Origin of the sequence: Lysinibacillus sp. GbtcB16 (assembly GCF_019091145.1) — a bacterium.
Lineage (GTDB): Bacteria > Bacillota > Bacilli > Bacillales_A > Planococcaceae > Lysinibacillus > Lysinibacillus fusiformis.
Genome location: NZ_JAGXJV010000001.1, coordinates 2,067,597 through 2,092,385 on the forward strand (window position 1 = coordinate 2,067,597; position 24,789 = coordinate 2,092,385).

Below are 24,789 nucleotides of genomic sequence, written 5' to 3' on the forward strand. Positions count from 1 at the left end.
TTTCTTATTTTGAGCCAACGTGAAAATGCTTAAATGGATAGACGATTAATTTCGACTCGCCATAAACAGCATCCTCTGAAATTAAACCATAATGACGACTATCACTACTTTTTAGGCGATTGTCTCCTAGCACAAAATACATGCCCTTTGGCACCTCTTTTTCATTCACTAATTGCTCTAATGTAAAGTTTTCAGTAATGCGTAATTGGTTAGGATCATCTGTTTCACGATTGACGTAATCTTCTTTGTAGGCTTTACCATTCACATACAATACATCATCTTTCATTTCCACCTTATCACCTGGTACACCAATGACACGTTTAATATATAGTTCATCTTCTACAGGTGATTGAAAAACAATTTGATCGAAACGTTCGATTTTACTTGTTTTACTTACAATTATCACATCTTTATCATGGTAGGTCGGGTACATCGATGCCCCCTGTACTTTAATAGGCGCAAATAAAAATTGCTTACAGCCAAACACGACAATTGCTGTAATGACAATAATTTTGATGTAGGATAATAGTTCTTTTTTAAAGCTTGTTGTTTTTTCCTCTTGCATGTTCATTCCCCGATACTGTTTTTTTAATAGTATAACATTTTCTATACTTCATTGACGAATGAATCACACAAATTGTTTCATTCGCCATAAAAAATAGACAAGGCTACTATGTAGCATTGTCTAGAAATATCTGATTTAGTTTATTTGCCAATTAAGAATGGTTAGATTGTGGAGCAACCTGTTGCTGCTCGTTCAATAAATCTACTGCTAATATGATACCCACTGGTAATGCAATTGCTAATAAAATTGTGCCTATAATCATCACAATCACTCCTTTGAACCATTTCTAATGTCAGTATACAACGAATTTTCAGATATTTCAAGAAATATAGAAAAATGATTCATGTCAAAAAAAATCATTCAACTAGGCATGCACCCTACATGAATGATTTTTTATGCACTACATAAATAATTTTAAACATAATATTTGTAGGCCTCTAATTGTGGATCGGACTGGATTTGTTCGCATTTTGCGTTTAGGTACATAGCTTTGCATGCAATGATTAAGAGCTGTATACCTAAGGACCTGGGTCCTCCCATTCATTCATCTCCCTCCCTTCATGGCCAAAAATTTTACATATATATTATACGTATTGTAAGCAAAAGCTTACTTGCTTTGTAAATGGTTTTTTAGATCGGCTTGTATTTTTTGAAGCTCTTCCTCGTTCGGAATGTAATACCAAATGCGGTTAATCCTTTCACCATCACCTTGTTCAAATGATAATTGCTCAATACCCTTATCCATTTTCTTATAAATACCTTGAAGCTGAATAAGCTCTTTTACTGAGAAATTCATGCGAACATTATCGCCTAAAACCGTCAGCATATCTGTTGCCTTTAATAATGTAGACGGAGTTGAGGCCTTTTTCATAACCGCTTCAATAATTTGTCGTTGTCGAATTTGACGTCCAAAATCTCCTCGTGGATCTTCATAACGAATACGGGAAAAAATAAGTGCTTCATTACCATCTAATGTGATTTCTCCTTTTGGGTAATGATATTCGTCATAGGTTAACTCCATATCATTGTTAATTGTCACGCCACCAAGCGTATCTATAATTTGTAAAAAGCCCTCCATATTAATAAACACATAGTAATCAATCGGTATATTTAGAAAGTTTTCTACCGTATCTACAGCCATTGGAACGCCACCAAAAGCATAGGCATGATTAATTTTATCAACGGTATCATGACCGACTATTTCTGTACGAGTATCACGGGGAATACTAAGCATTTTCATTGTTTGCTTTTCTGGATTCACAGTAATCACAATCATCGTATCAGAACGTCCACTATCATCTTTTCGTTCATCTACGCCGAGCATCAAAACCGAGAAAGGTTCTTTTTTAATCACTGTTTTTTCTTCTAGCTGTGCTGCATCTGTTGTTTGTAAAAGTGGTGTATTAATTTTGTTCATTGTTTTTTGGATGGTAAAGTAGGCAGTTCCTATAAAAATTAAAAAAATAGTTAGTAGGCTACCAACGATCCACAGCCATAATTTTTTCTTGCTCTTTTTCTCTTTAGAGCGTTTCATGTTTTTTTCCATACGTTAGTCCTCTCTTGCTTAACAATTTTGCCCCTCTTTTTGACGTATTAAGTTGGAAAAAAGTTTATCTAGTCTACTTATATGCATATTAGACGAAAAAAAGACGTACACTAGTATTTACTTTATTTACCCCAAACTATTCCCACATTTGTTATTTCATTCCCTTTTCTATTGTATGTTTCTCCGCTTTAATAAATTGAAAATTCATTATTGTTGATTTATACTATTTTTAAGATACAACGTCTCTATATTAGAAACGTTTTACCAACTTATTATTGCTTACCTTTAGGAGGAATCGCCCTATGTTTCAAACAAGAAGAGAGAAGTTAGTTTCCCGTATGCAGCAGCAGCACGTGGATATAGCTATTTTGGTACCAGGGCCAAATATGCATTATTTTACTGGTCTTCATCTAAAGCAAAGTGAACGGCTAACATTTGCTGTTATAACGGCTACTAATGATTTATATTTTCTTTTGCCACAAGTAGAACTCAATAAAGTTGATCTTAGCAATGGTGGCGTTATTTTATCCTATTCCGATGAGGAAGGGCCTACACAGGTGATTCAGAGACTAAAAAAGGAAATGGGAACATTGCAGACCATTGGTGTAGAATTTGACACTATGCGTGTCCATGAACAGCAATCGATTGACATGCTTACATATGTAAACTTATCTGATATTGGCGAGTCCATTCGCGAATTACGCATGAAAAAAGATCAACAAGAACTAGCATACATGCGGCAGGCTGTACAAATTGTCGAGGAAAGTCTTGCAGCTACTTTACCGACGATTCAAGTGGGTGTGACAGAAATGGAAGTAGCAGCTCAATTGGAATATGAAATGAGACGTCGTGGCTCAGAAGGAACACCTTTTGGCACTATTGTTGCTTCCGGTTATCGTGGTGCACTCCCACATGGCAGAGCAAGCACAAAAAAAATAAAAGCAGGCGAATTCATTGTCATTGATTTTGGTGCTATTTATAAGGGCTATGTGGCTGATATGACTAGAACAGTAGCTTTAGGAGATGTATCTCCAACGTTACAAAACATTTATAACCTTGTTAAACAAGCCAATGAAGCAGCAATAGAAGCAATTAAGCCAGGTACGACTGCCCAAAGCCTAGATAGCATTGCAAGAGAAATTATTCGGGATGGTGGTTATGGTGACTATTTCACACATCGACTTGGTCATGGCATTGGTTTGAGCGCTCACGAAGAACCTTACTTAATGCAACGTAACTCACTTGTGTTAGAAGAAGGCATGACATTTACTGTGGAGCCCGGAATTTATATACAGGATGTTGCCGGGGTTCGGATCGAAGATAATCTCATAGTTACGAACAATGGTTACGAGAATTTAATGACCTTTTCAAAAGAACTAATCATTTTATAAGGCTGGTGAATGCAATGATGGACATGATGACCATTCAAAAGGATATGCCCCTGTTAGAGCAATATATATATTTGAATACAGCTGCCGCTTCGGCCATGCCTCAGCCTGTAGTGAATGTGATGACAAGCTATCTTCAAAAACAGGCGAGTATCGGCCCTTATTTACCTTCTTTTCGTAAAGAAACGTATGAACAGGTAGAGCAAATTCGGGAAAAAACGGCTTTATTTATCGGTGCCAAAAAAGAGGAAATTGCCTTTGTGCCAAATGGGTCAATGGCTATTAATTATATTTCAGGTGGCATAGATTGGCAATCAGATGATGAGGTGATCGTACTTGATACAGAAATGTTAAGTAATTATGTACCTTGGCTTGCCCTTCAGCAACGAGGAGTTCACTTAAAAGTTTTGAAAACGAATGCGGACTATATGGTGGACTTACAAGAGCTTGAACAGCTCATAACGCCTCGCACAAGATTAATAGCCTTTGCCCATATGTCAAACGCAGCAGGTGCCCTTCAGCCAGCAAGGGAAATCTGTCGGCTTGCCCAACAAAACAACGTGCTAACGTTCATGAATGCCAATCAAACAGTCGGTTTACTCCCTATCCATGTGGCAGAGCTAGGCTGTGATTTTTTAGTTGCTAGTGGGCGAAAATGGCTACGTGGTCCAGAAGGCTCTGGTCTTTTATATGTACGACAAGCCTTGATTCCAACTATTACCCCTATCATGATCGGCTGGGGTAGCACGAACTGGGATTATGAAAACAACGAGTACTCATTCGTAGAAACAGCTAAACGTTTTGAGCCAGGCTGTCCTGTCATTCCAAGTATATTAGGGTTAGGGGCGGCCATCGATTACGCAAATGCGATTGGTATGCAGCCAATATATGAGCGTGTTCAACAGCTGACGAAGTATTTAATCGAGCAGCTTAAAATGATTCCAGGCATTGTCCTCTATGGCCCACAAAATAGCGAATATCGATTATCGGTTACACCGTTTAATATTGAGGGACTTGCTCCAGATGATGTCACTAATTTTTTAGCGGATCAAGGCATTATTATAGAAGCTGGTACTTTTATGGCTAATACTATCATGGAGCGCAATCATATTCGTAAAATGGCTCGCTTTTCACCTCATTATTTTAATACATTCGAAGAAATCGATAGCGCGGTATCCAGCATCAAGGAATTTATTGAGCTAACCAAAACAAAGGCCCCAGATAGTCATTAACTATCTCGGGCTTTTTTTCATCCTTATTCTTGGTACAATTTAAAGCTATACTGATCGAAATATCGTTGAATATTCATCGCGCCGTACTGAAGAACATTAATCATTTCAGGTAGCTTCTCCTCTGTTGGTTTACGATATATCGGACCCGCAATGGTTAGAGAAGCAATCACTTCTTTTTTGCTATTAAAAAGAGGGACCCCTACCCCAAATACCGAGTGAGAATATTCTCCCGTAGTAAAGCACCACCCTTGCTGTTTAATTTTCTCCAAATCGGCTAACATTTGATCAGGGTCTGTAATCGTTTCTGGGGTTACTTTTTTCATGCCATGGTCCATAATCTCTTTTTTCTTCTCCTCTGGAAGAAAAGCCATGATTGTTTTACATGATGCCCCGATATGTAATGGGGTGCGTGTGCCAATCGACACAGAAAACTTAATAGTTTGAGAACTCTCTGCAATCTCTACTGTCACGCCATCTGTGCCATCTAGCCATGTTAGAAATACGGATTCCTTAATGGCTTCAGCCAGATTTTTCATAATCGGTAACACAAAATCAGAAAGGTTTAATTTATCTTTTACCATCTGACCGTACTCTAGAAAACGAAGCCCAAGTTCATACTTCTTTGTCTCAGGGTGTTGAATTAGAAAGCCCTGATTTTCAAATGTAGCTAAAATTCTATAAATAATAGAATGGCTAATGTTCATTTCTTTCGCTAATTCTCGAACACCCCATGTAGGATTTTCTTTATTAAAATATTTTAGAACCTCTAATGAGTTATCTAATGTTTTTAATGTCATCTTACACCTCATATGTCTCTATAATAGAACCGTAATTGTATTATAAAATGAAGGCGGACAATTTTCAATAAATTCAACTATTTTACAAATTGATGCACATATTTTTTCTGCAAAGATTCAACAACATTTAGTAGATGATCAGATGTGCCTCTAGCTCGCTTACGTTCAATCCTGTTTATTGTATTTGACTAGTCTTGAGGTTATTCTTTCATTCCTTTTAGTTAGCTAATCAATAAATACCCAATATAAAATCAACCCACCTCTAAAAAATTGATCGAGGTGAGTTGATTTGGATAGGTCATCTTCTTACATAAAATAAATTTTAGCTATTCATTTTTATTTTGAATGCCCTGTACTAGCTTCTCTTGAATCTGTAAATATTGGGCAATTTCTGTATCATCTAATACTTCAAATAGTTGTACAAAGACTTCTTTTCCTATAGATTGAGCCTTTGATAGGGCTACTTTCCCCTCATCAGTAATGTCAAGGCGAATGGTACGGCGATCAGATGGATCATACAGTCTTTCAGCTAATCCAAGCTTGACTAATTTTTCAGCAATGCTTGTCATTGCTCCTTTTGTATAGCCAATGGTTTCAGCTAATTCTGCCTGTTTTTGAGGGCCTTTAACATGTAGCTCATTTAATACTAAAATGGGTGAAATTCCTAATGGATAAGGAAACGCTTTTGTAAAACGTATAATATTGGCGTTATTCACCTGTTCAATCATATGAATCAGTTTAAAAATGCTTGTCTGTTTCAAAAAAATCCTCCTCAAACGCCTAGCATTAATGAAGCATTAATGAAGCATTAATGAACCACCGTCTACCATAATCGTTTGACCTGTAATGTATTGCGAATCGTCGGAAGCTAAGAAGACAGCTACTCGTCCGATATCCTGCTCAATATTACCAAAACGACCTAGTGGAATTTTACTTCTCACTGCTTCATAATACTCTGGCTGTGCTTTTGCCCATGCTTGTACACCTGGTGAATCTGCAAGTGGGCTAATGATATTGACGTTAATACCAAATCTGCCCCATTCATTTGCAGCAACACGAGAAATGCCTCGGATCGCTTCCTTAGCTGCAGCATAGGCTGCCTGTGTTTCGTGGCCTTGGATACCTGCTCCAGATGCAAAGTTAATAATATTACCTTGTGTTTCTTTTAAATGTGGTAATGCAGCCTGCATTAAATAAAAAGTCGGATAGAAACCTGTTCCAAATGATAAGTCAAGATCCGCTTGTGTTGTTTCTTCTATTGTAACTTGTTTCGCAGCATGAGCGTTATTAACTAGCACATCTAGTTTACCGTATTTTTCTACAACTGTATCGATAATTTTTGGTAATTGATCTCGTTCCATTAAATTCGTTTGTAAGAACATAGACTTTGGGGAAGTTTGTTGTAAATCTTTCTCCATGGCTTCGCCTGCTTCTGCATTTAAGTCAACAATCGTGACAATGGCTCCTTCCTTTGCCATTGCCTTAGCCATACCACTACCAATACCACCTGCACCACCAGTAATAATGACTACTTTGTTATCTAATTTACCCATTCATACACATCTCCTTCATGTCTATTTAAATATAATTTAACATTAAACTATTTATTTTTAAACTATTTTGCAACCATCACTACGTTCATACTATTTCTATTAGAAAAAAACAACAAAAGACATATATTTTCAAATGCATACAAGCATCATTTTTATTTGACACGAATATACTGTAGCAGCTAGCTAAATTCACTTTCAGGAAAGGAGTTGTTGAAAATGGGTGCTAAATGGATAAAGCTCTCAGTCTTCTATTTATTGATTGTTTTTGCTTTTGGACTGTTTATGCATTATACTGTTCAACTTCAATGGAAAGCGACGCATGCTCATATTGGTGTGGTAGGTTGGCTGACTACTGGATTCATTGGTTTAATTTATTCGACTTATAAAGATGCTGCGGAAACAGGTCTCGCTAAAGCACAGTTCTGGCTTTACAATATTGGTCTACCATTCCTAATGGTTGGAATGATGATGGTCTATCTAGATGTGCCACGGTGGTTATTTGAGCTATTTGTTTCAGGTGGTGGCATTGCTGTAGCCCTTTCCGTACTGTTATTCTTTATCAATGTCTTTAAATATGTGAAATAAATAAAATGCCCTAATGTAATAGAAGTAGGATTAGACTATAGATCAACTCTAAAATTTTTGAGTTGCCTATAGTCTTTTTTCTTTTTCATGACAATCCAACAAGAGCAGTAAAATTCATGAAGAAAACTACTAATCACCTCGGGAGCGTCCAAAAGAAAATGACAAGAGCCATCGAGATTGGTATTCTCAATGACTCTTGTCTACGGTCTGACCCGTGTTATTTTATTAGTTAAATTACTGTAAGGAATTGGCTTGCATTTGATACATTTTTTCATAAATTCCACCAAGCTCAAGCAATTCATCATGTGTGCCATTCTCGACAATTTCCCCTCGATCTAACACTAGGATTCGATCTGCGTTTTTAATCGTAGAAAGTCGGTGGGCAATAATAAACGTTGTTCTTCCTTTTTTCAGGACATCCATGGCATGCTGAATAATTTCCTCTGTTTCCGTATCAATATTGGATGTTGCTTCATCCAGTATTAAAATGGCTGGATCGAAGGCAAGAGCTCTTGCAAAGGAAATAAGCTGACGTTGTCCTGAAGATAATGTACTTCCCTTCTCGATTACAGGCTCATCATAACCATTCGGTAAATTCGCTAAAACACGTTCCCCTCCAACAGCATTTAAAGAATCCTTAATCTTTTCTGGAGAAATCTTTGGGTTATTTAAGCTCACATTGGAGGCAATGGTTCCCGTAAATAAATACGGGTCTTGAAGCACAATTCCCATATGCTCCCGCATTGTTTGACGAGGGACAGATGTAATATCAACACCATCAATGGTTATTTTCCCTTTTGATGGATCATAAAAGCGGAATAGTAAGTTCATAATCGAACTTTTCCCGGAGCCTGTATGACCAACTAAGGCGATGGTTTCACCTTGATGGGCCTCGAATGAAAGGTTCTTAAGTACGTATTCATTGTCCTTATAGGCAAATGAAACATCCTCGAAAAGCACATTGCCCTTATATCTTGGTAAACTTTTTTCTGATACAGGCTCACCATCTGTATCTAGCACCTCAAACACACGTTTCCCAGCAATAAGAGAACGTTCAAGCTGAGAAAATTGGTTCACGATATTCGTAATAGGATTAAATAGCTTTGTTAAATAATCGACAAACGCATATAATGTACCCGCTGAAATCACTTCAGTGGCTGTATAGGATTGTGTACCAAAATAGACAATAAAGACTGTAAACATAATCATCCTTAACGTATTCACCAGGTTAAAGGATGTGGCTGAATCAAGAACTAAAAGCTTTCGCTCGTAAGCGTAATGCTCATTATTCATATCATCAAATTCCTTCGTCATTTGTTGCTCACGTCGGAAGGCCTGAATAATGGTCATCCCTTGAATAGATTCATTAATCATGGCATTAATATCAGCAATTTTCGTACGGATCACATCATTATATTTGGAAGCAAATTTCCGATATAAAATCATCCATAAATACACAATAGGAATCATCGTTAAAGCAAGCATTGCCATTTTCCAATTTAAAATAAAGAGTGCTATATAAACTCCAAAGATGGATATAAAGCTCGTCACAAAATTGGAGAGTACCTGTACATATAAATTCCGAACCGCCTCTGTATCATTTGTAACACGCGCAACAATTTTGCCCGCTGGTAAATTATCAAAGTACTGGATCGGTAATGTTTGAATATGTTCAAATACATCTTTACGTAATTTTTGAACAACCCGATTCGCACCAATTTGTAAGTAAATATACATAAAATAGCGTAATATCGCTGTAGCAATAGCTAATAGTAAATAAACAATTAATAACCACGTAATCGGTTTGATTTCAATATGACCAATCGTCATGTAATTATCAATAATATGTTTAGCAATAAATGGCCCAACAAGCTCCGTAAAAACGGCGATTGTTAAGAAGAATAAGCCTAAAAAAATAGGCTTTTTAAAATACATTGCATAGCGCATTAAACGTTGACTCGTACTCATGAGGCACCTCCTTCTAGCTGCTGACGGTCAAATTGCTCCTTGTACCATCCTTGTCGTGAAAGAAGTTCCTCATGTGTTCCTTGCTCAACAACTTGCCCATCATCCAACACGATAATAATATCAGCATGTTGAATACCTGATAATCGGTGCGTAGTAATAATCGTTGTTTTCCCATCACGCTCTCGCTGAATATTTTCAATAATTCTAGCTTCTGTCTTTGCGTCAACAGCTGACAGTGAATCATCTAGCATTAATATTTCAGGATCTTTAATTAATGCGCGAGCAATGGACACACGTTGCTTTTGACCGCCCGAAAGAGATACACCTTTTTCACCTACAAGCGTTTCAAGACCCATTGATAGATTTTCTAAATCCTTTTCAAAATACGCCGCACGTATCGCCTGCTGCAATTCTGCCTGAGTCGCATCTTCTTTCCCGAATAATATATTTTCACGAATAGTCCGTGAGAATAACACATGGTCTTGTGGTACATAGCCAATCCAATCTAGAATCTGCTCCTTCGTTTGAGCCGTAATGTCAATACCGTCAATGGAAAGCTGTCCCTGACCGATTGGATATTCACGTAATAATTGACGGAGGAAGGTTGTTTTCCCCGCGCCTGTCTTTCCAACAATGCCAAGTGTTTGACCTTTTTTCAATGACAATGAAACTTGTTGTAGATTTTTCACTTGGCTCATTGGATATTGGAATGTTAAATCATCAAAGCCAATCGCTTTAGGTGTCGCAATCATTTGGGGATTCGGAATATTTTGAACATCCGCCTCATAGTTTAACGTTTCCTGTACACGATCGAGTGATGCATTCCCTTGTTGCATGACATTGATCAGCTCTCCAATGGCAAATATTGGCCAAACCGCTAATCCTAAATAAACATTAAAGGTAACAAGTTGCCCTACTGTCATGGCCTCCGTTGCCACTAAATGAGCACCATATCCGAGCGCAACAACATAGCTGATTCCTGTGCCCACTTTAGTAATCGGGCCAAATAAAGCGTTAATTTTAGCCGTATGAATATTTTTCTCATAAACGATTTCACTCATATCCGCAAAATTAGCCTCATCCTTTTTTTCCTGCACATAGGCACGCACTACTCGCACACCTGCGACTGATTCAAGAACACTGTCATTTAATTCTCCAAAAGAATCCTGAGCCTTCATATAACGTTCATGAACAATCTTTCCTAAATATTGAATGAGGATGGCCATAATAGGAACGGGTAGCATAGCAAAGAGTGTTAGCTTCCAAGAAATCATATAGCCCATTGCAAAAATGATAAAACCCATATAAATCGTTGAGTCAATCAACGTCATAATCCCAAATCCCGCAGTCGTAGAAACGGCATTTAAGTCATTTGTTGCCCGAGCCATTAAGTCCCCTGTGCGATTTTTTTCATAAAAGGTTGGAGTCATTCGTAAAAAATGCTGCATTAAATTACGACGTAAAATTTTTTCCAGGTTAATAGCCCCTTCAAATAGTCGGAATTGCCACACAAAATTCAGCAGATAACCCCCAATAATAATCCCGACAAAAATAAACACATATTTTGTTAAAATAGCTGGCGTCATTTCCCCTGCAGTCAATATATCAATAATCGAGCCCAGTAAATACGGAGGGACAACCTCTAACCCACTGGCAATCATCAATAGCACAATCGCGACTGTATATTGTTTCCAATATCGTTTGAAGAACCAGCCTAATTTACTTAAAACATCAAACATACATGATAACCTTCTTTCTTCCGTGCTGTTGTAGCATGGCTACCCACTTTCTAGAAATTCCTTTTTGAAAATCATTCGTCGTACAGTGTTTCGCATAAACATACACTCCTTTTTTGGTTTTCACTATAACCTTTTTAGGCACCAAAAAAGACACATACCCCTCCAAAGAGCATGTGTCTCTTATAAAAGGCAGGATCAAATCCATACCTTTATGTGCAATCTTAAATAAGCGTTAGGCATGGACAATGTATGTAGCTGTGATTGAATATGATACTGATGAAATTAACATTGTCATGCCCTCCTTTGGTTTATTTGTTATAGTGTTCTTGAAGATTATCACACTATAGAAATAATTGTCAACTATTCCCCAGTTATTTTTATCATTTTCAGGGAAATAGTTAGCGCTTTAAAGCACTAAAATACAATTTTATACCAAAGACCCAAAAGGAAAGCATGTTCGTCATTTATTGCTTTTAACATTACATTATTTTTTGATAGCTTACATTAACCTAAAGACTGAAATGAACTGGCAGTGAGAAAAATTTTACTACGCGCTCAGCAGTCTTTTGAGAAAGTAGCATGCCTCTTTTTCTTTCTAGATGTCTATATATCATCATTATTATTATTTAGTTATTTATTATTTAGTTATTTATTATTTAGTAGTGGCGGGTTTTCCGTTACTGGTTTAGCCGTTTACGGATAACCCGTAAGCGGTGATTTTTGCATGTATTGCCTGTACCTCTTTTTTAGCTAGCCACTAGACTCCAAATTTTCTCAAACCTACCGCAAATCTATGTTTATATACTATATTTATATATTATATCGTTACAGCATAATCACTCACCCCTTCTATAGCACGATCTATCAACTATATAAATAGGTAAACACCATCTAGGGACATTTTCGGTCATTTATTGAATTTCCCACTATCGAATATTTCTAAAATTTTCTTCTCGTGATACACTTTTTAATAATAGTCATTTAAGTAAGGGGTCTTTACATTGAAATCATTTTTCACTGTTGGGATTGGCGGCATTATTGGAGCCATTTGCCGATATGGCCTGAGTCTTGCCGTTCCAAATTCGGAAGGTTTTCCATCCACAACATTATGTATAAATTTACTTGGCTGCTTTTGCCTAGCATGGCTTTTCACTACTTTTACAAAGCGCACACCCGTTGTACTTGGGATTGGCACTGGTTTTTGTGGGGCCTTTACTACCTATTCAACATTTTCCTTAGAGACATTATTACTCGTTCAACAAAATGAGTGGCTCCTAGCAGTTCTCTATGTTGTCATAAGTGTTGTAGGCGGTTTAATATGCGCCTGGTTGGGCATTCGTCTTGCAAGGGGGCGACTGGCATGATTTTTGTTGGGATTGGTGGATTTTTTGGCGCCATTTTAAGGTTTTATTTAGGCAAACTATTGGCCTATCCGTATCCGTGGGCAACTTTTATTATCAATTGTACAGGTTCCTTTGCACTCGGTCTTGTTTTTGCCCTCCATCTCAGTGATTGGTTATGGCAGCTAATTGGCATTGGCTTTTTAGGAGCTTATACAACATTTTCGACTTTTGGATTTGAATCATTACAGTTAATTGAACAGCAAAAATGGGGGCAAGTAATAAGCTATATCGCTAGTACCCTGCTGTTTGGCATATTATTTGCCACCATTGGTTATTTTGCCGTGTAAAAGAGGTGATAGGAATGACACAGCCATCCAATGAGCTACTACAAGAATTAGAACTTGAGATTGAACATGTACTCTATACCCTGATCGACCTAGAATTAGCAGAAAATTATGCGGCGATGAACACGCAATTTGCTCAACTACTTGCAAAGATTCAGACAGCACAGCTCATCGACTATAAGCTTGATGTTCTCGTAGAGCCCCAAGCCTTTGCTACGGAAACTTGTATTCTACTACAAAGCTTAATTGAAGCGAAGGCAAGGCCCAATAAGCGGCATCGATTATTAACACATCGTATGATATTAAAAATATGGTTACGGAAAAATCAACGCTTCATGAAAGAATTTTTACCGCAAATGTTTTAGGCGCCCCTTAGATTACAAGGGCGCCTTTTTAGATGGGTATTTGTTGTAACACTTCTTTAATTTTGCCCTCAATGACCAAATCAAATGGCACTGTATGCTGAGAGGTATCCAAATTGATGTAGACGGTCTTTCCTTTTGTCATCATTGGAAGCTGGTTCACCGGATATACTTCGAGGCTCGTTCCAATCACTAGGACAAGCTCGGCTCTTTTTATTGCCTCCATGACTATATGCCAGCTTTTTTGTGGTAAGCTTTCCCCAAAAAGCACAACATTTGGACGCAATGTACCACCGCATTGTGGGCAACTGGCTTTACGCTTAAAGTCATCTATAAAGGCAGCCTGCTGGCAACGATGACAACGGATGGACCGTATCGAGCCATGCAATTCCTCTACATTTTGACTCCCCGCTAATTGGTGAAAGCCATCTACGTTTTGAGTCGCCACTAAGGATACGATACCCCTTTGTTCCCAATCAGCTAAAATAGAATGACCTTCATGAGGCGCTGCTTTGTCTAATGTTTCAATACGTAGTTTATAAAATTCATGAAATAAAGCATAATTCTCTGTCAATGCTTCTGTAGTCGCTACAGTTCTGGGATCAATATGATTCCACCACCCTGACACTGAGCGAAAATCGGGAATCCCACTTTCTGTTGACATGCCAGCTCCCGTTAAAATCACTGTATTCTTTGAGGATTGTAACCACTTACCCAACTTCTCAATTGACATGTTGTCTTGCCTCCATTCTTCGTTCAGCCTAGAAAAAAATCTTCTACAACTATCTACTTCGACAATGCTCCTATTTTCCCTGTAAATGACTAGTACATAAACTAGGAAGTTTGTTTAGTAAGAAACTTCAATTTATTATTCACAGATAACATTCGAATGACCACAATGAAAATAACGATAACTGATAATTCAAACGGACTGCTCCACCCTGCCCAAATACAAAGCCCACAGACAAATGTTAAGACGGCATGAATCTCTTCTCTTAATGCAAGAGGCGTTCTACCAGCCAATAAATCCCGTATCATGCCACCGCCAACACCCGTAAACATAGAAGCTATAATAATGATCCCTAGATCGTGATCTAGGCTTTTGGCTAATAATCCACCCTGTATTGCGAAAGAAGCAAGACCAATTGAATCAAAGAAATAGCCCCAGCGATTCCAGTGATGTATCCAATTTCTTTTCACAAATAAAATAGTTGTCAGTGTCACTAAAACGACTAGTAAGGATTGTCGCTCCCATATATCGGACACAGGTATGTCAAGTACAACGTTGCGAATAATGGACCCACCATAAGAGGTTGTTAGGCCTAGTACAAATATACCAATAAAAGAGTATTTGGCCTGTAAGGCGACAAATGCGCCGCTAATTGCATAGGCAATAATGCCAATAATGTGTAATACTGTCCACGTCATCTGATCCAACTCCTTTTGTTTACAGCAAAAAGCCCACCATAAAATAGTTGCGCATCTTTGACGCCAACTATTTTATGGTGGGCTAATATCCTAGCAGTTTTACCTACTAAATTATCCATCTCACCAAATCTTCATTTGAAATTTCATAGACGTTCTGCAATGTACAGAAAACACAACGACCATAAAATTTCCAAGTAAAATTGTAATCCATTTATGCTAGAAATACAAACGATAATTTCAGTTACAGTGTTTCATAGATGACCTGACCCATCTGAGAAACATCATAATCTCCTAATGCAGCCACTTCAGATTGGAAATCTGCTGAAGTCAAAATCTCCTTCACCGTATCAATTAATTGTTGATTGTCAGGTGTTTTTAACAGCACAATATCATAGCGCTCTCTAATAACAGGAATAAAATCAACGTTTACTAGTTTAGCAATTTTCTCAACCCCTATGCCAACATCTGCATGCCCATTTGCTACAGCCGATGCGACATCGAGATGGCTCATTTCTTCTTTGTCATAACCATCAATCGTAGAAGGAGCTATGTGATGAATACGTAATTGCTCATCTAATAAAGTACGTGCACCCGATCCTTTCTCACGATTGATGAGCGTAAATGACTTGGTCTTAAAGTCTTTAAAGGATTCTAGTTGGAGAGGATTTCCTTGCTGAACATAGAAACCTGCTCTACGGGACACTACATTAATGAGCAAAAAAGGATGGCTCACAAAAATCTTTTTTACATAGGGTGTATTGTAGTCTCCTGTGTCCCCATCAAACATATGTAAACTGGCAATATCGCATTCTCCGTTATACATCGCCATGATACCATTAAAACTACCTTCATGAGATCTCAATACTTTACTAGACTGTCTTTTTTCCATGTATTTTGCTAATACATCTAACACTACATCTTGTCCACTAATAATTATTTTTGGAAGTTTTTTTGTTTGGCTGGCTCCTACTGGCGTCGATGCGGCATTACCTGTCTTACGTTTTTGTATATAGCCCTGTAAATCAGCACGGTCCACCCTCATTTGGCGTCCTACTCGGAAAACGGGCAAATCTCCTTTTTTCACTAAATCATAGACCGTTAATTTCGAAACCTTTAATAATTGTGCAACCTCTTCAATTGTATAGGATTGTTCTTGTGACATATCATTCTCCTCCTATAAGCCTCTTCTTACATGGTAACTTATTTATTTACGTGTGAACATCTTGAAATTTTCTACCAATTACAGGTTTCTTTTTCACTTATAACTTATTATAATTAGTTATGTCTTGTTATAACGAGTTATAAAAGGAGAAAAATAAAGTGAAAAAATTTTATAATTTCTTTGCATCCATACTCATTCTAGTTGGTCTATTAGCTGCTTGTGGAAACGAAGAAAATGATCCGCAAGTAAAAGAGCCGATTGAATTAACCATTTCTGCGGCTGCTAGTTTACAAGATGCCCTAGAAGAACTAAAAACAACATATGAAAAAGAACACGATACAATTAAAATCCTCTATAACTTTGGAGGTTCAGGCGCATTACAGCAACAAATTTTACAGGGTGCTCCTGCAGATCTTTTCTTTTCGGCAGCCGAAGATAAATTCGATGCGCTTGTAGAAAAAGAGATGATTGATCCTAATCAGGGAGTGGATCTTTTAGCAAATGAATTAGTATTAATCGTTCCTAAAAATAATGACAAACAAATCCAATCCTTTGAAGATTTAAAACAAGCAGGAAAAATTGCACTCGGTACACCTGAAACAGTGCCTGCGGGGCAATACGGTGTGGAAACATTAAAAAATATGCAACTGTGGGAGTCACTTGAATCCAAGGTAGTATACACAAAAGACGTACGCCAAGTCCTTACTTATAGCGAAACAGAAAATGTAGATGCAGGAATTGTTTATAAAACAGATGCGCTTGTATCGAATAAGGTCGAAGTCGTTGCAACTGCAGATGATCAAACCCACACACCAATTATTTATCCTGTTGGTGTCATTAAAAATAGTAAGCATGTACAAGAGGCTGAAGATTTTTATCATTTCTTACAAAGTGATGAGGCAATGGAAGTCTTTAAAAAGTATGGGTTTAAAGGAGTGCAATAAAGGATGGGTACCGATTTTTGGTCTCCCCTTAGGCTTTCGATAGAAATTGCCTTTGTTGCCGGTATTATTGCTATATTGGCAGGAATTTTACTGGGCAAATGGATGGCGACCCATCATTTTAAGGGGAAGTTATTACTGGAAACGGTTTTGCTGATGCCCTTAGTATTACCTCCAACTGTAGTAGGTTTCCTGCTCATCGTTATATTTGGCAAGAATAGCTTATTAGGAAATTTAATTATTTGGCTTTTTGATCAGCCTGTCATGTTTACATGGTGGGCAGCCGTCATCGCCTCTACCATCGTTGCCTTTCCATTAATGTATCAATCGGCCAAAACGGGCTTTTCTTCGATTGATTGCGATATTGAACATGCAGCACGAGTGGATGGGGCTAACGAATGGCAAGTCTTTATGTTCATTTCCATTCCACTTGCATTAAAGGCTCTTGTTTCAGGAGGAATTTTGAGCTTCACTCGTGCATTAGGTGAGTTTGGGGCTACGTTAATGTTTGCGGGTAATATTCCAGGGAAAACCCAAACAACGCCATTGGCTATTTATATGGCCATTGATTCGGGGAACATGACCCTTGCCTGGACATGGGTTTTGTGCATGATCGCTATTTCTTTCCTAATGCTTCTTAGCATTCATATTCTAAAAGTATAAAAGAGGTAGCTGGTTTAAACCAGCCACCTCTTTTTCGTCATCCCCCACTAATAGGTGGAATAAAGGCGATTGTGTCACCCGATTTAACAATGGTTGTATCCGTTGCAAATTCCTCATTAATGGCTGTCATCATTTGCTGCAATGTCAATTGAGGATAATGCTGTTCCATCCATTCTTTTACGTGAGCAACCGTCACGTCTGACAGTTCTACTGATAGTGTTGACGCACCAATCGCTTCTTGTAAATGAGCAAATAATAAGATATTAATCACAATTTCCCCTCCTCATCAATCGCCGGTTTTCCTTCAGGATACGGGACGTTTTCTAATTGATCCCCGATCCATTGTGTACCATCTTCCCAATGTTCTTTTTTCCAAATGGGCACAATCTGTTTAATGCGGTCAATTGCATATTCATTTGCCAAATAGGCTACTTTTCGATGTGGGGATGATACCGCAATGACTACGGCAATATCCGTAATATCCAATCGCCCTACACGATGTGTAATCGCTATTTTTGCTTCTGGCCATTGCTGCTTTAGTTCCTGTGCAATTTGCTCAAACATTTTAATTGCCATAGCTGGGTATGCTTGATATTCCAAGTACAAAGTTTTCTTCCCTTGTGTGATTTCACGTACAGTTCCGATGAACAGCGTAATCGCTCCAGCGTTTCGACTAAGTACTTTGTGCCGTACTTCCTCCACATCAATCGGCTTATCAATAATTTCAAACATGGCTGTCGTCATAGTTTTTCCCTCATTTCATTCAACAAAAACTCCATATATTCTGTTTCTTCATTAATAGAAAAGCTTGGAATCCTTAGGTTTTGATCAATTGGATAGCTCGGCCAATAAATTACACAAAGGATATTAGACATTTGTTGTAGTAACAGATGGTCCTGTGCTGTTCGTAGTAATACGACCTTTGGGTAATGTTCTCTTTTATATCCCTCAATCAAAATAATATCCATTGAAAAATTAGCATAAATCGCAAGTATATCAGCAAGCTGCCAACTATGTTGATGAATACTTAACCGTAAAGTTCCTTCCCCTTCTACTGCTGAAACACGAGCACCTGCCTGTTCGTGTCGGTTACTATCCTTCGAAGAATTTTCTACCGGCGCTCCACCATGCCCATGATGCTTAATGGTCCCTACTCGTAGCCCTTCTGTCGTGGCTTGCTTGATTAATTGCTCCATCAAAGTCGTTTTTCCGCTATTTTGATAGCCAACTATCTGTATGATTTTTCGATGTTGTTCCAAGGCCACTCACTTCCTCGCAAATCTTCTAGCAATAAAACTGCTACCTGCATGTCTTTTTCATAGCCGCGGGAGCCACCAGGTAAGACAATAAATGCATTAGCTGACGCTAAAGACGAAACGGCACTCGATTTATCAAAACCAGATGGTACAGCCACTAGCTGACCATCTTCATAGTATGCTCGAGCTCTTACAAAGCGAGTGAATGGATTGGGCTTTGTAAAATCTGCCCCTAAAATAGCTTGCTCTCTGCGGACATGTGGCTGTTGATTGCCAAATGCCGTGCGAATAATAGGGCGTACAAATAGCTCAAAGCCTACATAGCATGCTGAAGGATTACCGGAAAGTCCAAATAATAATTGATCATTTCTGGCAGCAACTGTTGTTACACTCCCTGGACGCATCGCCACCTTATTAAATAATACCTTAGCGTCGATAGCTTGATAGATAGCCGGTAAATAATCATAATCTCCAACGGAAACGCCTCCCGTTGTCAGTAAAATATCGACTTCCTGTAATGCATTTTCAACGATACGAATACATAAATCAAGATCGTCGCTAAATTTGCCAAAGTATCGAACTTCTGCACCTGTTCGTTCGATTTGTGCCATGATCATATAAGCATTGCTATTTCGAATTTTTCCTGGCTGTAAAGATTCCTCTGGCTCTAGTAACTCACTACCAGTGGCAATGACACCTACCACTAATTTACGGAATACAGGCACTTGCGCATAGCCAAATGTAGCTAGTAAGGCCATGACACCGGGGTTAATATATTGTCCTCTTTCAATTAGAACCGTATGCTGCTGTACATCTTCACCTTTATAAGAAATATTAGTGCCCGCTGTAAACGCCCGTTTAATTGACATAAATGTTTGCTGATGTTCCACAAATGTCTGGGTTAATTCTAGCATTACAACTGCATCGCAACCTTTTGGTATTGGCGCCCCCGTCATAATGCGTACTGCTTGGCCATATCCAACTTCATCCTCGTAAACAAAGCCAGCACCAATTTCTCCAACGACTTGAAATATGGCTGGCTGTGCTGACGACGCTTCTTGACTATCGATAGAACGAATGGCATAGCCATCATAGGGGGATCGATCAAAGGCTGGTACATCATGATCGGCGACAATGTCCTCCGCAATAAAGCGTCCATATGCCTGTGATAATGGCACAAACTCCTTTTTGGCTTGAAAAGCATATTCCATTACACGATGTACAGCTTCTGACACTTGAATTGGTTGTCTCTTTTCTAACATTTGGCACACTCCTTTATCCTAACAAACGATAGTAAATGGTTTTTGCTTGTTGTATCTCCTGAATTCCATGAATCACTACACGCCCATCCTGAAAAATGACAATGCGATAATCTTCTGTTTGGCAAGATAGCAAATAAGGATTAATTTGAATATCTCCATAGGAACGAAGCTGATCTGCCAACTGCTCTAAATTATAGTGAGTCGGATTTGGCGGTCGGATTTGTACTGCATCACGACCACAAAGCACCTCTAGTTTTGTTTGATTTTCATAAGCTAAAGATGGATACGTAGGGTGGTGACCACAGGTTGGACAATCATCCTGACGTATTTTATCTACGTTAATTTCATAATGTTGATTTTGCCAAACATCAAACGTCAAATAGCTTTTTCGTAACGCCTTTTCATCGCCCACTAGCAGTTTTAACACCTCTGCTACTTGATATGCCGCTACTATTTGGACAGTAGGGCTAATAATTCCTACTGTATCACAGGTCATCCCTGTTTGAGGCATGACCTTTAACAAACATCGTAAACATGGTGTTTTCCCTGGCACAATCGTATAGGTAGCCCCATAACTACTTACACAGGAACCGTACACCCATGGAATACGATACTGTTGTGCAAGATCGTTCAACAGAAAGCGGACATCGAAATTATCAGTGGCGTCTACCATGACATCTATATCGTCTAGCAACGGTAGCAATGATTCTGTACAGGCATCCATAATAGCAATATGAATGGCCACCTCTGCATTAATTTGTTGCAGTCGATTTTTGGCTGCGATCACTTTCGGCAATTTCTCTTGTGCATCTTCCTCCGTATACAATTGCTGTCTTTGCAAATTACTCCATTCCACATAATCTCGATCTATCAGCGTTAATTTTCCAACACCTGCACGCACGAGTGCTTCTGCACTAGCACTACCTAAGGCGCCAACCCCTATGATGAGGACATGTTTTTGTTTTATTGCCTGCTGCCCTGTTTGTCCAATAGGGCTAAATAATTGTTGTCTCGAATATCTATTATTCATAAGTATTTTGCCTTTCCTTCTATGAATTTTCGTTTGACCTTTTCGTCGATAGCATTATAATAAAGTGAAACTTACTCAGAATATTTTTCTCTATTTCGTGCTCGTTCTTCACTTCATCAATCGAGCCTTTTTTGTAAAAAACTCCAATAACGCAAGAAAAGGAGGTCATTCTACCTTGCATCCTACACATCATCAACAACCCATCCATGCGGCCATTTTAACTGTGAGTGATACACGGACAAAGGCAGATGATTTAGCGGGTCAGCGCATTCATTCTTTACTTCAAGAGGCTGCTTTTGAAGTAGTTGACTACCAAATAACAAAGGATGAACCGCTTGAAATCTCAGAACTTATTCATCAATGGTGCAATCATGCCAACATCAATGCCATAATCGTCACTGGCGGAACTGGTTTTACACCAAGAGACCAAACCTACGACACCATTTTGCCTCTTTTTGAAAAAGAAATGATGGGGTTCGGAGAAATATTTCGAACGTTAAGCTATGAGGAAATTGGTCCAAAAGCTATGTTTAGTCGGGCCACAGCTGGTTGCCGCCATCAAACGGCTATTTATGTTTTACCAGGTTCTACTAACGCTGTCACATTGGCCATGACCAAGCTTATTTTACCGACCGTACAACATTTTGTTGGCGAATTGAATCGCCTATGAACGTTGCTGGTGTTATCTTAGCTGGTGGTCAATCTTCTCGATATGGTCAACCGAAAATGTTTGAGACGTTTGCTGGGCTGCCATTATATAAGCACAGCCTCAACGCCCTCCAAGAAAATCAGCTAGCTCCTTTGGTGATTGCTACAAACGCTAGCCTGCAACCAAGGTTTGGCCCCGAGAATGTGCAATGGATTATAGAACAGCAGCCCCATCAAGGGCCACTTTTTGCCCTGTATCATATACTGGCAGCTTTTCCTGAGGTAGAATGGTTTTTTGTCGTCGCTAGTGATATGCCCTATATGAACGCACCGTTTATTGAAGAGATGCTAGGCAATATAAATGATTCTTATGATGCGATTGTTCCAAAACAAAACTCACGCTACCAGCCATTAGCAGCCTTATATCGACGCACTGCCCTACCCTTGGCAAAACAATTGATGGAACAAAACAAACGGAGTATGAAAGTGCTTTTAGATCAGCTTCGTGTTTGTTATGTTCCTTTTAATGAGAACTGTCCAACATTTATTAATATCAATGCTCAACATGATTGGCTACAAACAGTTACAAAGGAGTCTAACAATGAATAATTTTACCCACTGGAACGAAGCAGGTCGTCCCAAAATGGTCGACATATCTGATAAAGAAATAACAACGCGTACAGCCATAGCACGCAGTACCATTACATTATCCAATGAGGTCTATCAGGCCATCCAACAAGGTGGTATCAAGAAAGGTGACCCTACACAAGTCGCTCAAATTGCAGGAATTATGGGCGCTAAAAAAACGGCTGATATCATTCCTATGTGCCACCCTATTATGCTACAGGGCACGGATCTGCAATTTGACTATCAGAAAACGGATCTTGGTTATGAGCTACACATTCAAGCTACTGTCAAATGCAATGGAAAAACTGGTGTCGAAATGGAGGCTCTTACAGCTGTTTCCATCGCTGCCCTCACTTTTTACGACATGTGTAAAGCGGTAGATAAAACGATGGTCATTAAAGAAACCTATCTTGTAGAAAAAACAGGTGGAAAAAGCGGTACCTTTACGCATAAATAAACAGAAAAAATTCGGCATCTTGCCGATTTTTTTCTGTTTTTCATGTTTACCCTCCGATATGAGACATTTCAACTTTAGCCTTTTTCCTGTTTGCCATCGTCTGTTCATTCCGCTCGTCTGAATAGCGATCATTTCTTTCTGTCCAAACATTTTTTATACAATTAATAATTGCTGTATCATCTTGTCCTGATCTTAATAGCTCTCTTAAATCCGTACCTTCAGTAGCAAATAAACAAGTATATAATTTGCCTTCTGCTGAGAGGCGGGCACGTGAGCAAGAAGTGCAAAAAGAATCTGTGACTGATGATATAATACCAATCTCCCCTTGATTATCCTTGTATTGGTAACGTGTCGCCACTTCCCCTTGATAATTAGGAGCAATTGGTTGCAGCGGTGAATGCTGATGGATTTGCTCAACGATGTCTTTTTTGGCCAGCACGTCATCCATGCGCCAACCATTCGAATTCCCAACATCCATATACTCAATAAAGCGTAATATATGTTGTTTTTCCTTAAAGAATCGTGCCATTTCTAAAACATCCTGGTCATTTTTCCCTTTTTGAACAACCATATTAATTTTTACTTGTAAACCTGCTTCCGCTGCCTTTTCAATACCCTCTAACACCGTTGACACCTTCCCTCGATGTCCATTCATCTCAAAAAAACGCTCATCGTTTAGTGAATCTAAACTAATTGAAACACGGGATAAGCCTGCTTGTGCCAATGGCTGTGCATACTTTTTTAATAAAGTGCCATTTGTTGTTAAGGCGATATCCTCTACACCTTCTAGGCGATGAATTCGGGCAATTAATTCCGTTAAATCACGGCGTAATAAAGGCTCTCCACCTGTAATACGAACTTTTTTAACACCTAATGAGACGAAGATTTTGACTAATCTTTCAATCTCATCGAAGTTTAATATTTTATCAGACGGTAAAAATGCATAATCTGGACCAAATACTTCTGCTGGCATACAATAACGACAACGAAAATTACAGCGATCTGTCACGGATATTCTTAAATCTCTTAACGGTCTGTGTAGTTGGTCTTGTAGATCCGTCATTTAATCTCCTTCTTTCCGTACATTCTGTGCTGGCATGATGATGCGTTCTGGATGTGTATAAATATTCAATGTTTGTTGTCGAATAAAGCCTACCGTCGTAATACCAAGCTGCTCAGCCAATTGCAAGGCTAATTCGGTTGGTGCCGATTTAGACAATACTATTTCACAGCCTATTTTAGATACCTTTAGTAATATTTCTGATGATATCCGTCCACTAAAAACAATAATTTTATCGTGCATGCTTATATTTTGACGTAAACAATAGCCGTAAATTTTATCTAGAGCATTATGGCGACCTATATCCATCCGACTTAAAACAATGCCATTGACATCGCATAGCGCTGCATTATGCACACCACCTGTTTTTTTAAATATATCAGCCGTTTCCTGCATGGCATGCATTAAACGAAAGCAATCTTCAGTCGTAATTTGTACATGAATATCTTCCATTTTTTTTGCTACTAAAGCATCGTTTGTGAAGACAAAGCCTTGTCGACTCATTCCACAGCAAGACGTTATATAGCGTTTGTTTTGCGTTTGCTGATAGTAAGGATTGATATGCTTGGTTTTAATGTGCACAAAGCCTTCTTGTTCTTGATGCCAAATATCCTCAATATCCTCGTAACTACGGATCACCCGTTCAGACGCTAAATAACCGATGACCATATCCTCGACATACTCTGGCGTACAAACCATCGTGACAAATTCTTGTTGATTAATTTTCACGGTCACTGCATATTCTGAGACAATTAAATCATCTATTTCCTTCACTTGCTGCCCTTCAACCCGCACAATCTTCCTCGTAACGGCCCTCTCCATAAGGCTTCCTC

Annotated in this window: 30 protein-coding genes; 12 read left to right on the top strand and 18 right to left on the bottom strand. The window is 38.6% G+C overall.

Going from position 1 to position 24,789, the window contains the following annotated elements; all coding sequences use genetic code 11:
- Positions 1–4: 4 nt before the first annotated feature.
- The 3 genes from lepB to KVT27_RS10595 form a co-directional block, all read right to left on the bottom strand.
- On the bottom strand, positions 5–565 hold the full coding sequence (gene lepB / locus KVT27_RS10585; RefSeq protein ID WP_036126595.1) for a signal peptidase I: 561 nt from the start codon (positions 563–565) through the stop codon (positions 5–7).
- Between the two features lie 151 nt (positions 566–716).
- Entirely contained in the window at positions 717–827 is a 111-nt protein-coding gene (locus KVT27_RS10590) for a hypothetical protein (protein ID WP_036148789.1), read from the bottom strand.
- A 345-nt stretch (positions 828–1,172) separates the two neighbouring features.
- Positions 1,173–2,111, bottom strand: a complete 939-nt coding sequence (locus KVT27_RS10595) for an LCP family glycopolymer transferase (RefSeq protein ID WP_036126598.1) — start codon at positions 2,109–2,111, stop codon at positions 1,173–1,175.
- A 302-nt stretch (positions 2,112–2,413) separates the two neighbouring features.
- On the opposite strand from KVT27_RS10595, the gene KVT27_RS10600 reads away from it, so the two are divergent.
- Positions 2,414–3,502, top strand: coding sequence for a M24 family metallopeptidase (locus KVT27_RS10600; protein WP_217581268.1), 1,089 nt, complete (start codon positions 2,414–2,416; stop codon positions 3,500–3,502).
- A 14-nt stretch (positions 3,503–3,516) separates the two neighbouring features.
- The gene (locus KVT27_RS10605; RefSeq protein WP_208705827.1) at positions 3,517–4,731 is read left to right on the top strand and encodes an aminotransferase class V-fold PLP-dependent enzyme; all 1,215 of its coding nucleotides are present in this window, start codon (positions 3,517–3,519) and stop codon (positions 4,729–4,731) included.
- A 23-nt stretch (positions 4,732–4,754) separates the two neighbouring features.
- Here KVT27_RS10605 and KVT27_RS10610 read toward each other — a convergent pair whose 3' ends face one another.
- From KVT27_RS10610 to KVT27_RS10620, 3 genes are all read right to left on the bottom strand, one after another.
- On the bottom strand, positions 4,755–5,528 hold the full coding sequence (locus KVT27_RS10610; RefSeq protein ID WP_217581269.1) for an IclR family transcriptional regulator: 774 nt from the start codon (positions 5,526–5,528) through the stop codon (positions 4,755–4,757).
- 326 nt (positions 5,529–5,854) lie between these two features.
- Positions 5,855–6,289: a MarR family winged helix-turn-helix transcriptional regulator gene (locus tag KVT27_RS10615; RefSeq protein ID WP_025117349.1), complete on the bottom strand. Its 435-nt coding sequence runs from the start codon at positions 6,287–6,289 to the stop codon at positions 5,855–5,857.
- Positions 6,290–6,325: 36 nt separating this feature from the next.
- Entirely contained in the window at positions 6,326–7,081 is a 756-nt protein-coding gene (locus tag KVT27_RS10620) for an SDR family NAD(P)-dependent oxidoreductase (protein ID WP_217581270.1), read from the bottom strand.
- 216 nt (positions 7,082–7,297) lie between these two features.
- Here KVT27_RS10620 and KVT27_RS10625 point away from each other — a divergent pair, with 216 nt between their 5' ends.
- The gene (locus KVT27_RS10625) at positions 7,298–7,666 is read left to right on the top strand and encodes a hypothetical protein (RefSeq protein WP_217581271.1); all 369 of its coding nucleotides are present in this window, start codon (positions 7,298–7,300) and stop codon (positions 7,664–7,666) included.
- Positions 7,667–7,900: 234 nt separating this feature from the next.
- On the opposite strand, the gene KVT27_RS10630 is transcribed toward KVT27_RS10625, so the two are convergent.
- Entirely contained in the window at positions 7,901–9,634 is a 1,734-nt protein-coding gene (locus KVT27_RS10630) for an ABC transporter ATP-binding protein (protein ID WP_036148799.1), read from the bottom strand.
- Positions 9,631–11,373, bottom strand: a complete 1,743-nt coding sequence (locus KVT27_RS10635) for an ABC transporter ATP-binding protein (RefSeq protein ID WP_008178515.1) — start codon at positions 11,371–11,373, stop codon at positions 9,631–9,633. The genes KVT27_RS10630 and KVT27_RS10635 overlap by 4 nt, the downstream gene beginning before the upstream one ends.
- 532 nt (positions 11,374–11,905) lie before the next feature.
- Between KVT27_RS10635 and KVT27_RS10640 the strand changes: the two genes are divergently transcribed.
- The 4 genes from KVT27_RS10640 to KVT27_RS10655 all read left to right on the top strand — a co-directional run bounded on the left by KVT27_RS10640 (position 11,906) and on the right by KVT27_RS10655 (position 13,425).
- Entirely contained in the window at positions 11,906–12,076 is a 171-nt protein-coding gene (locus tag KVT27_RS10640; protein ID WP_208996563.1) for a hypothetical protein, read from the top strand.
- A 298-nt stretch (positions 12,077–12,374) separates the two neighbouring features.
- Positions 12,375–12,737, top strand: coding sequence for a fluoride efflux transporter CrcB (crcB, locus tag KVT27_RS10645; RefSeq protein ID WP_036126612.1), 363 nt, complete (start codon positions 12,375–12,377; stop codon positions 12,735–12,737).
- Complete coding sequence (locus KVT27_RS10650; protein ID WP_208705821.1) at positions 12,734–13,063, top strand: fluoride efflux transporter FluC; 330 nt, start codon at positions 12,734–12,736, stop codon at positions 13,061–13,063. Before crcB ends, KVT27_RS10650 begins: the two co-directional genes overlap by 4 nt.
- Before the next feature lie 14 nt (positions 13,064–13,077).
- Positions 13,078–13,425: a hypothetical protein gene (locus KVT27_RS10655; RefSeq protein ID WP_217581272.1), complete on the top strand. Its 348-nt coding sequence runs from the start codon at positions 13,078–13,080 to the stop codon at positions 13,423–13,425.
- Between the two features lie 28 nt (positions 13,426–13,453).
- On the opposite strand, the gene KVT27_RS10660 is transcribed toward KVT27_RS10655, so the two are convergent.
- From KVT27_RS10660 to KVT27_RS10670, 3 genes are all read right to left on the bottom strand, one after another.
- Positions 13,454–14,155, bottom strand: a complete 702-nt coding sequence (locus tag KVT27_RS10660; RefSeq protein ID WP_036126617.1) for an SIR2 family NAD-dependent protein deacylase — start codon at positions 14,153–14,155, stop codon at positions 13,454–13,456.
- Positions 14,156–14,256: 101 nt separating this feature from the next.
- Complete coding sequence (locus tag KVT27_RS10665; protein ID WP_036148807.1) at positions 14,257–14,850, bottom strand: trimeric intracellular cation channel family protein; 594 nt, start codon at positions 14,848–14,850, stop codon at positions 14,257–14,259.
- Positions 14,851–15,091: 241 nt separating this feature from the next.
- Positions 15,092–16,012 carry a helix-turn-helix transcriptional regulator gene (locus tag KVT27_RS10670; RefSeq protein WP_036126619.1) on the bottom strand — a complete coding sequence of 307 codons (921 nt, stop codon included), beginning with the start codon at positions 16,010–16,012 and terminating at the stop codon, positions 15,092–15,094.
- A gap of 158 nt (positions 16,013–16,170) precedes the next feature.
- On the opposite strand from KVT27_RS10670, the gene modA reads away from it, so the two are divergent.
- On the top strand, positions 16,171–16,956 hold the full coding sequence (gene modA / locus KVT27_RS10675; RefSeq protein ID WP_150907255.1) for a molybdate ABC transporter substrate-binding protein: 786 nt from the start codon (positions 16,171–16,173) through the stop codon (positions 16,954–16,956).
- 3 nt (positions 16,957–16,959) lie between these two features.
- Complete coding sequence (modB, locus tag KVT27_RS10680) at positions 16,960–17,616, top strand: molybdate ABC transporter permease subunit (protein WP_036126622.1); 657 nt, start codon at positions 16,960–16,962, stop codon at positions 17,614–17,616.
- Positions 17,617–17,653: 37 nt separating this feature from the next.
- Here modB and moaD read toward each other — a convergent pair whose 3' ends face one another.
- From moaD to KVT27_RS10705, 5 genes are read right to left on the bottom strand one after another with little or no spacing between them, the layout of a single operon-like run.
- Entirely contained in the window at positions 17,654–17,887 is a 234-nt protein-coding gene (gene moaD, locus KVT27_RS10685) for a molybdopterin converting factor subunit 1 (RefSeq protein WP_036126624.1), read from the bottom strand.
- Positions 17,884–18,360: a molybdenum cofactor biosynthesis protein MoaE gene (locus KVT27_RS10690; protein ID WP_036126627.1), complete on the bottom strand. Its 477-nt coding sequence runs from the start codon at positions 18,358–18,360 to the stop codon at positions 17,884–17,886. Before KVT27_RS10690 ends, moaD begins: the two co-directional genes overlap by 4 nt.
- The gene (gene mobB, locus KVT27_RS10695) at positions 18,357–18,881 is read right to left on the bottom strand and encodes a molybdopterin-guanine dinucleotide biosynthesis protein B (protein WP_082011553.1); all 525 of its coding nucleotides are present in this window, start codon (positions 18,879–18,881) and stop codon (positions 18,357–18,359) included. The genes KVT27_RS10690 and mobB overlap by 4 nt, the downstream gene beginning before the upstream one ends.
- Positions 18,845–20,134, bottom strand: a complete 1,290-nt coding sequence (locus KVT27_RS10700; RefSeq protein WP_036126631.1) for a molybdopterin molybdotransferase MoeA — start codon at positions 20,132–20,134, stop codon at positions 18,845–18,847. The genes mobB and KVT27_RS10700 overlap by 37 nt, the downstream gene beginning before the upstream one ends.
- A 13-nt stretch (positions 20,135–20,147) precedes the next feature.
- The gene (locus tag KVT27_RS10705) at positions 20,148–21,164 is read right to left on the bottom strand and encodes a thiazole biosynthesis adenylyltransferase ThiF (RefSeq protein ID WP_150907449.1); all 1,017 of its coding nucleotides are present in this window, start codon (positions 21,162–21,164) and stop codon (positions 20,148–20,150) included.
- A 175-nt stretch (positions 21,165–21,339) separates the two neighbouring features.
- Here KVT27_RS10705 and KVT27_RS10710 point away from each other — a divergent pair, with 175 nt between their 5' ends.
- The 3 genes from KVT27_RS10710 to moaC are packed head-to-tail and all read left to right on the top strand — an operon-like array spanning position 21,340 to position 22,896.
- Complete coding sequence (locus tag KVT27_RS10710; RefSeq protein WP_036148813.1) at positions 21,340–21,834, top strand: MogA/MoaB family molybdenum cofactor biosynthesis protein; 495 nt, start codon at positions 21,340–21,342, stop codon at positions 21,832–21,834.
- Positions 21,831–22,421: a molybdenum cofactor guanylyltransferase gene (locus KVT27_RS10715; RefSeq protein WP_036221965.1), complete on the top strand. Its 591-nt coding sequence runs from the start codon at positions 21,831–21,833 to the stop codon at positions 22,419–22,421. Before KVT27_RS10710 ends, KVT27_RS10715 begins: the two co-directional genes overlap by 4 nt.
- Positions 22,414–22,896, top strand: coding sequence for a cyclic pyranopterin monophosphate synthase MoaC (gene moaC / locus KVT27_RS10720; protein ID WP_036221962.1), 483 nt, complete (start codon positions 22,414–22,416; stop codon positions 22,894–22,896). Before KVT27_RS10715 ends, moaC begins: the two co-directional genes overlap by 8 nt.
- Positions 22,897–22,942: 46 nt before the next feature.
- Here the strand turns inward: moaC and moaA are convergent, their stop codons facing one another.
- Entirely contained in the window at positions 22,943–23,959 is a 1,017-nt protein-coding gene (moaA, locus tag KVT27_RS10725) for a GTP 3',8-cyclase MoaA (RefSeq protein WP_150907252.1), read from the bottom strand.
- On the bottom strand, positions 23,960–24,778 hold the full coding sequence (gene fdhD / locus KVT27_RS10730) for a formate dehydrogenase accessory sulfurtransferase FdhD (protein WP_036126642.1): 819 nt from the start codon (positions 24,776–24,778) through the stop codon (positions 23,960–23,962). It abuts the gene before it with no gap.
- Between the last annotated feature and the right edge of the window lie 11 nt (positions 24,779–24,789).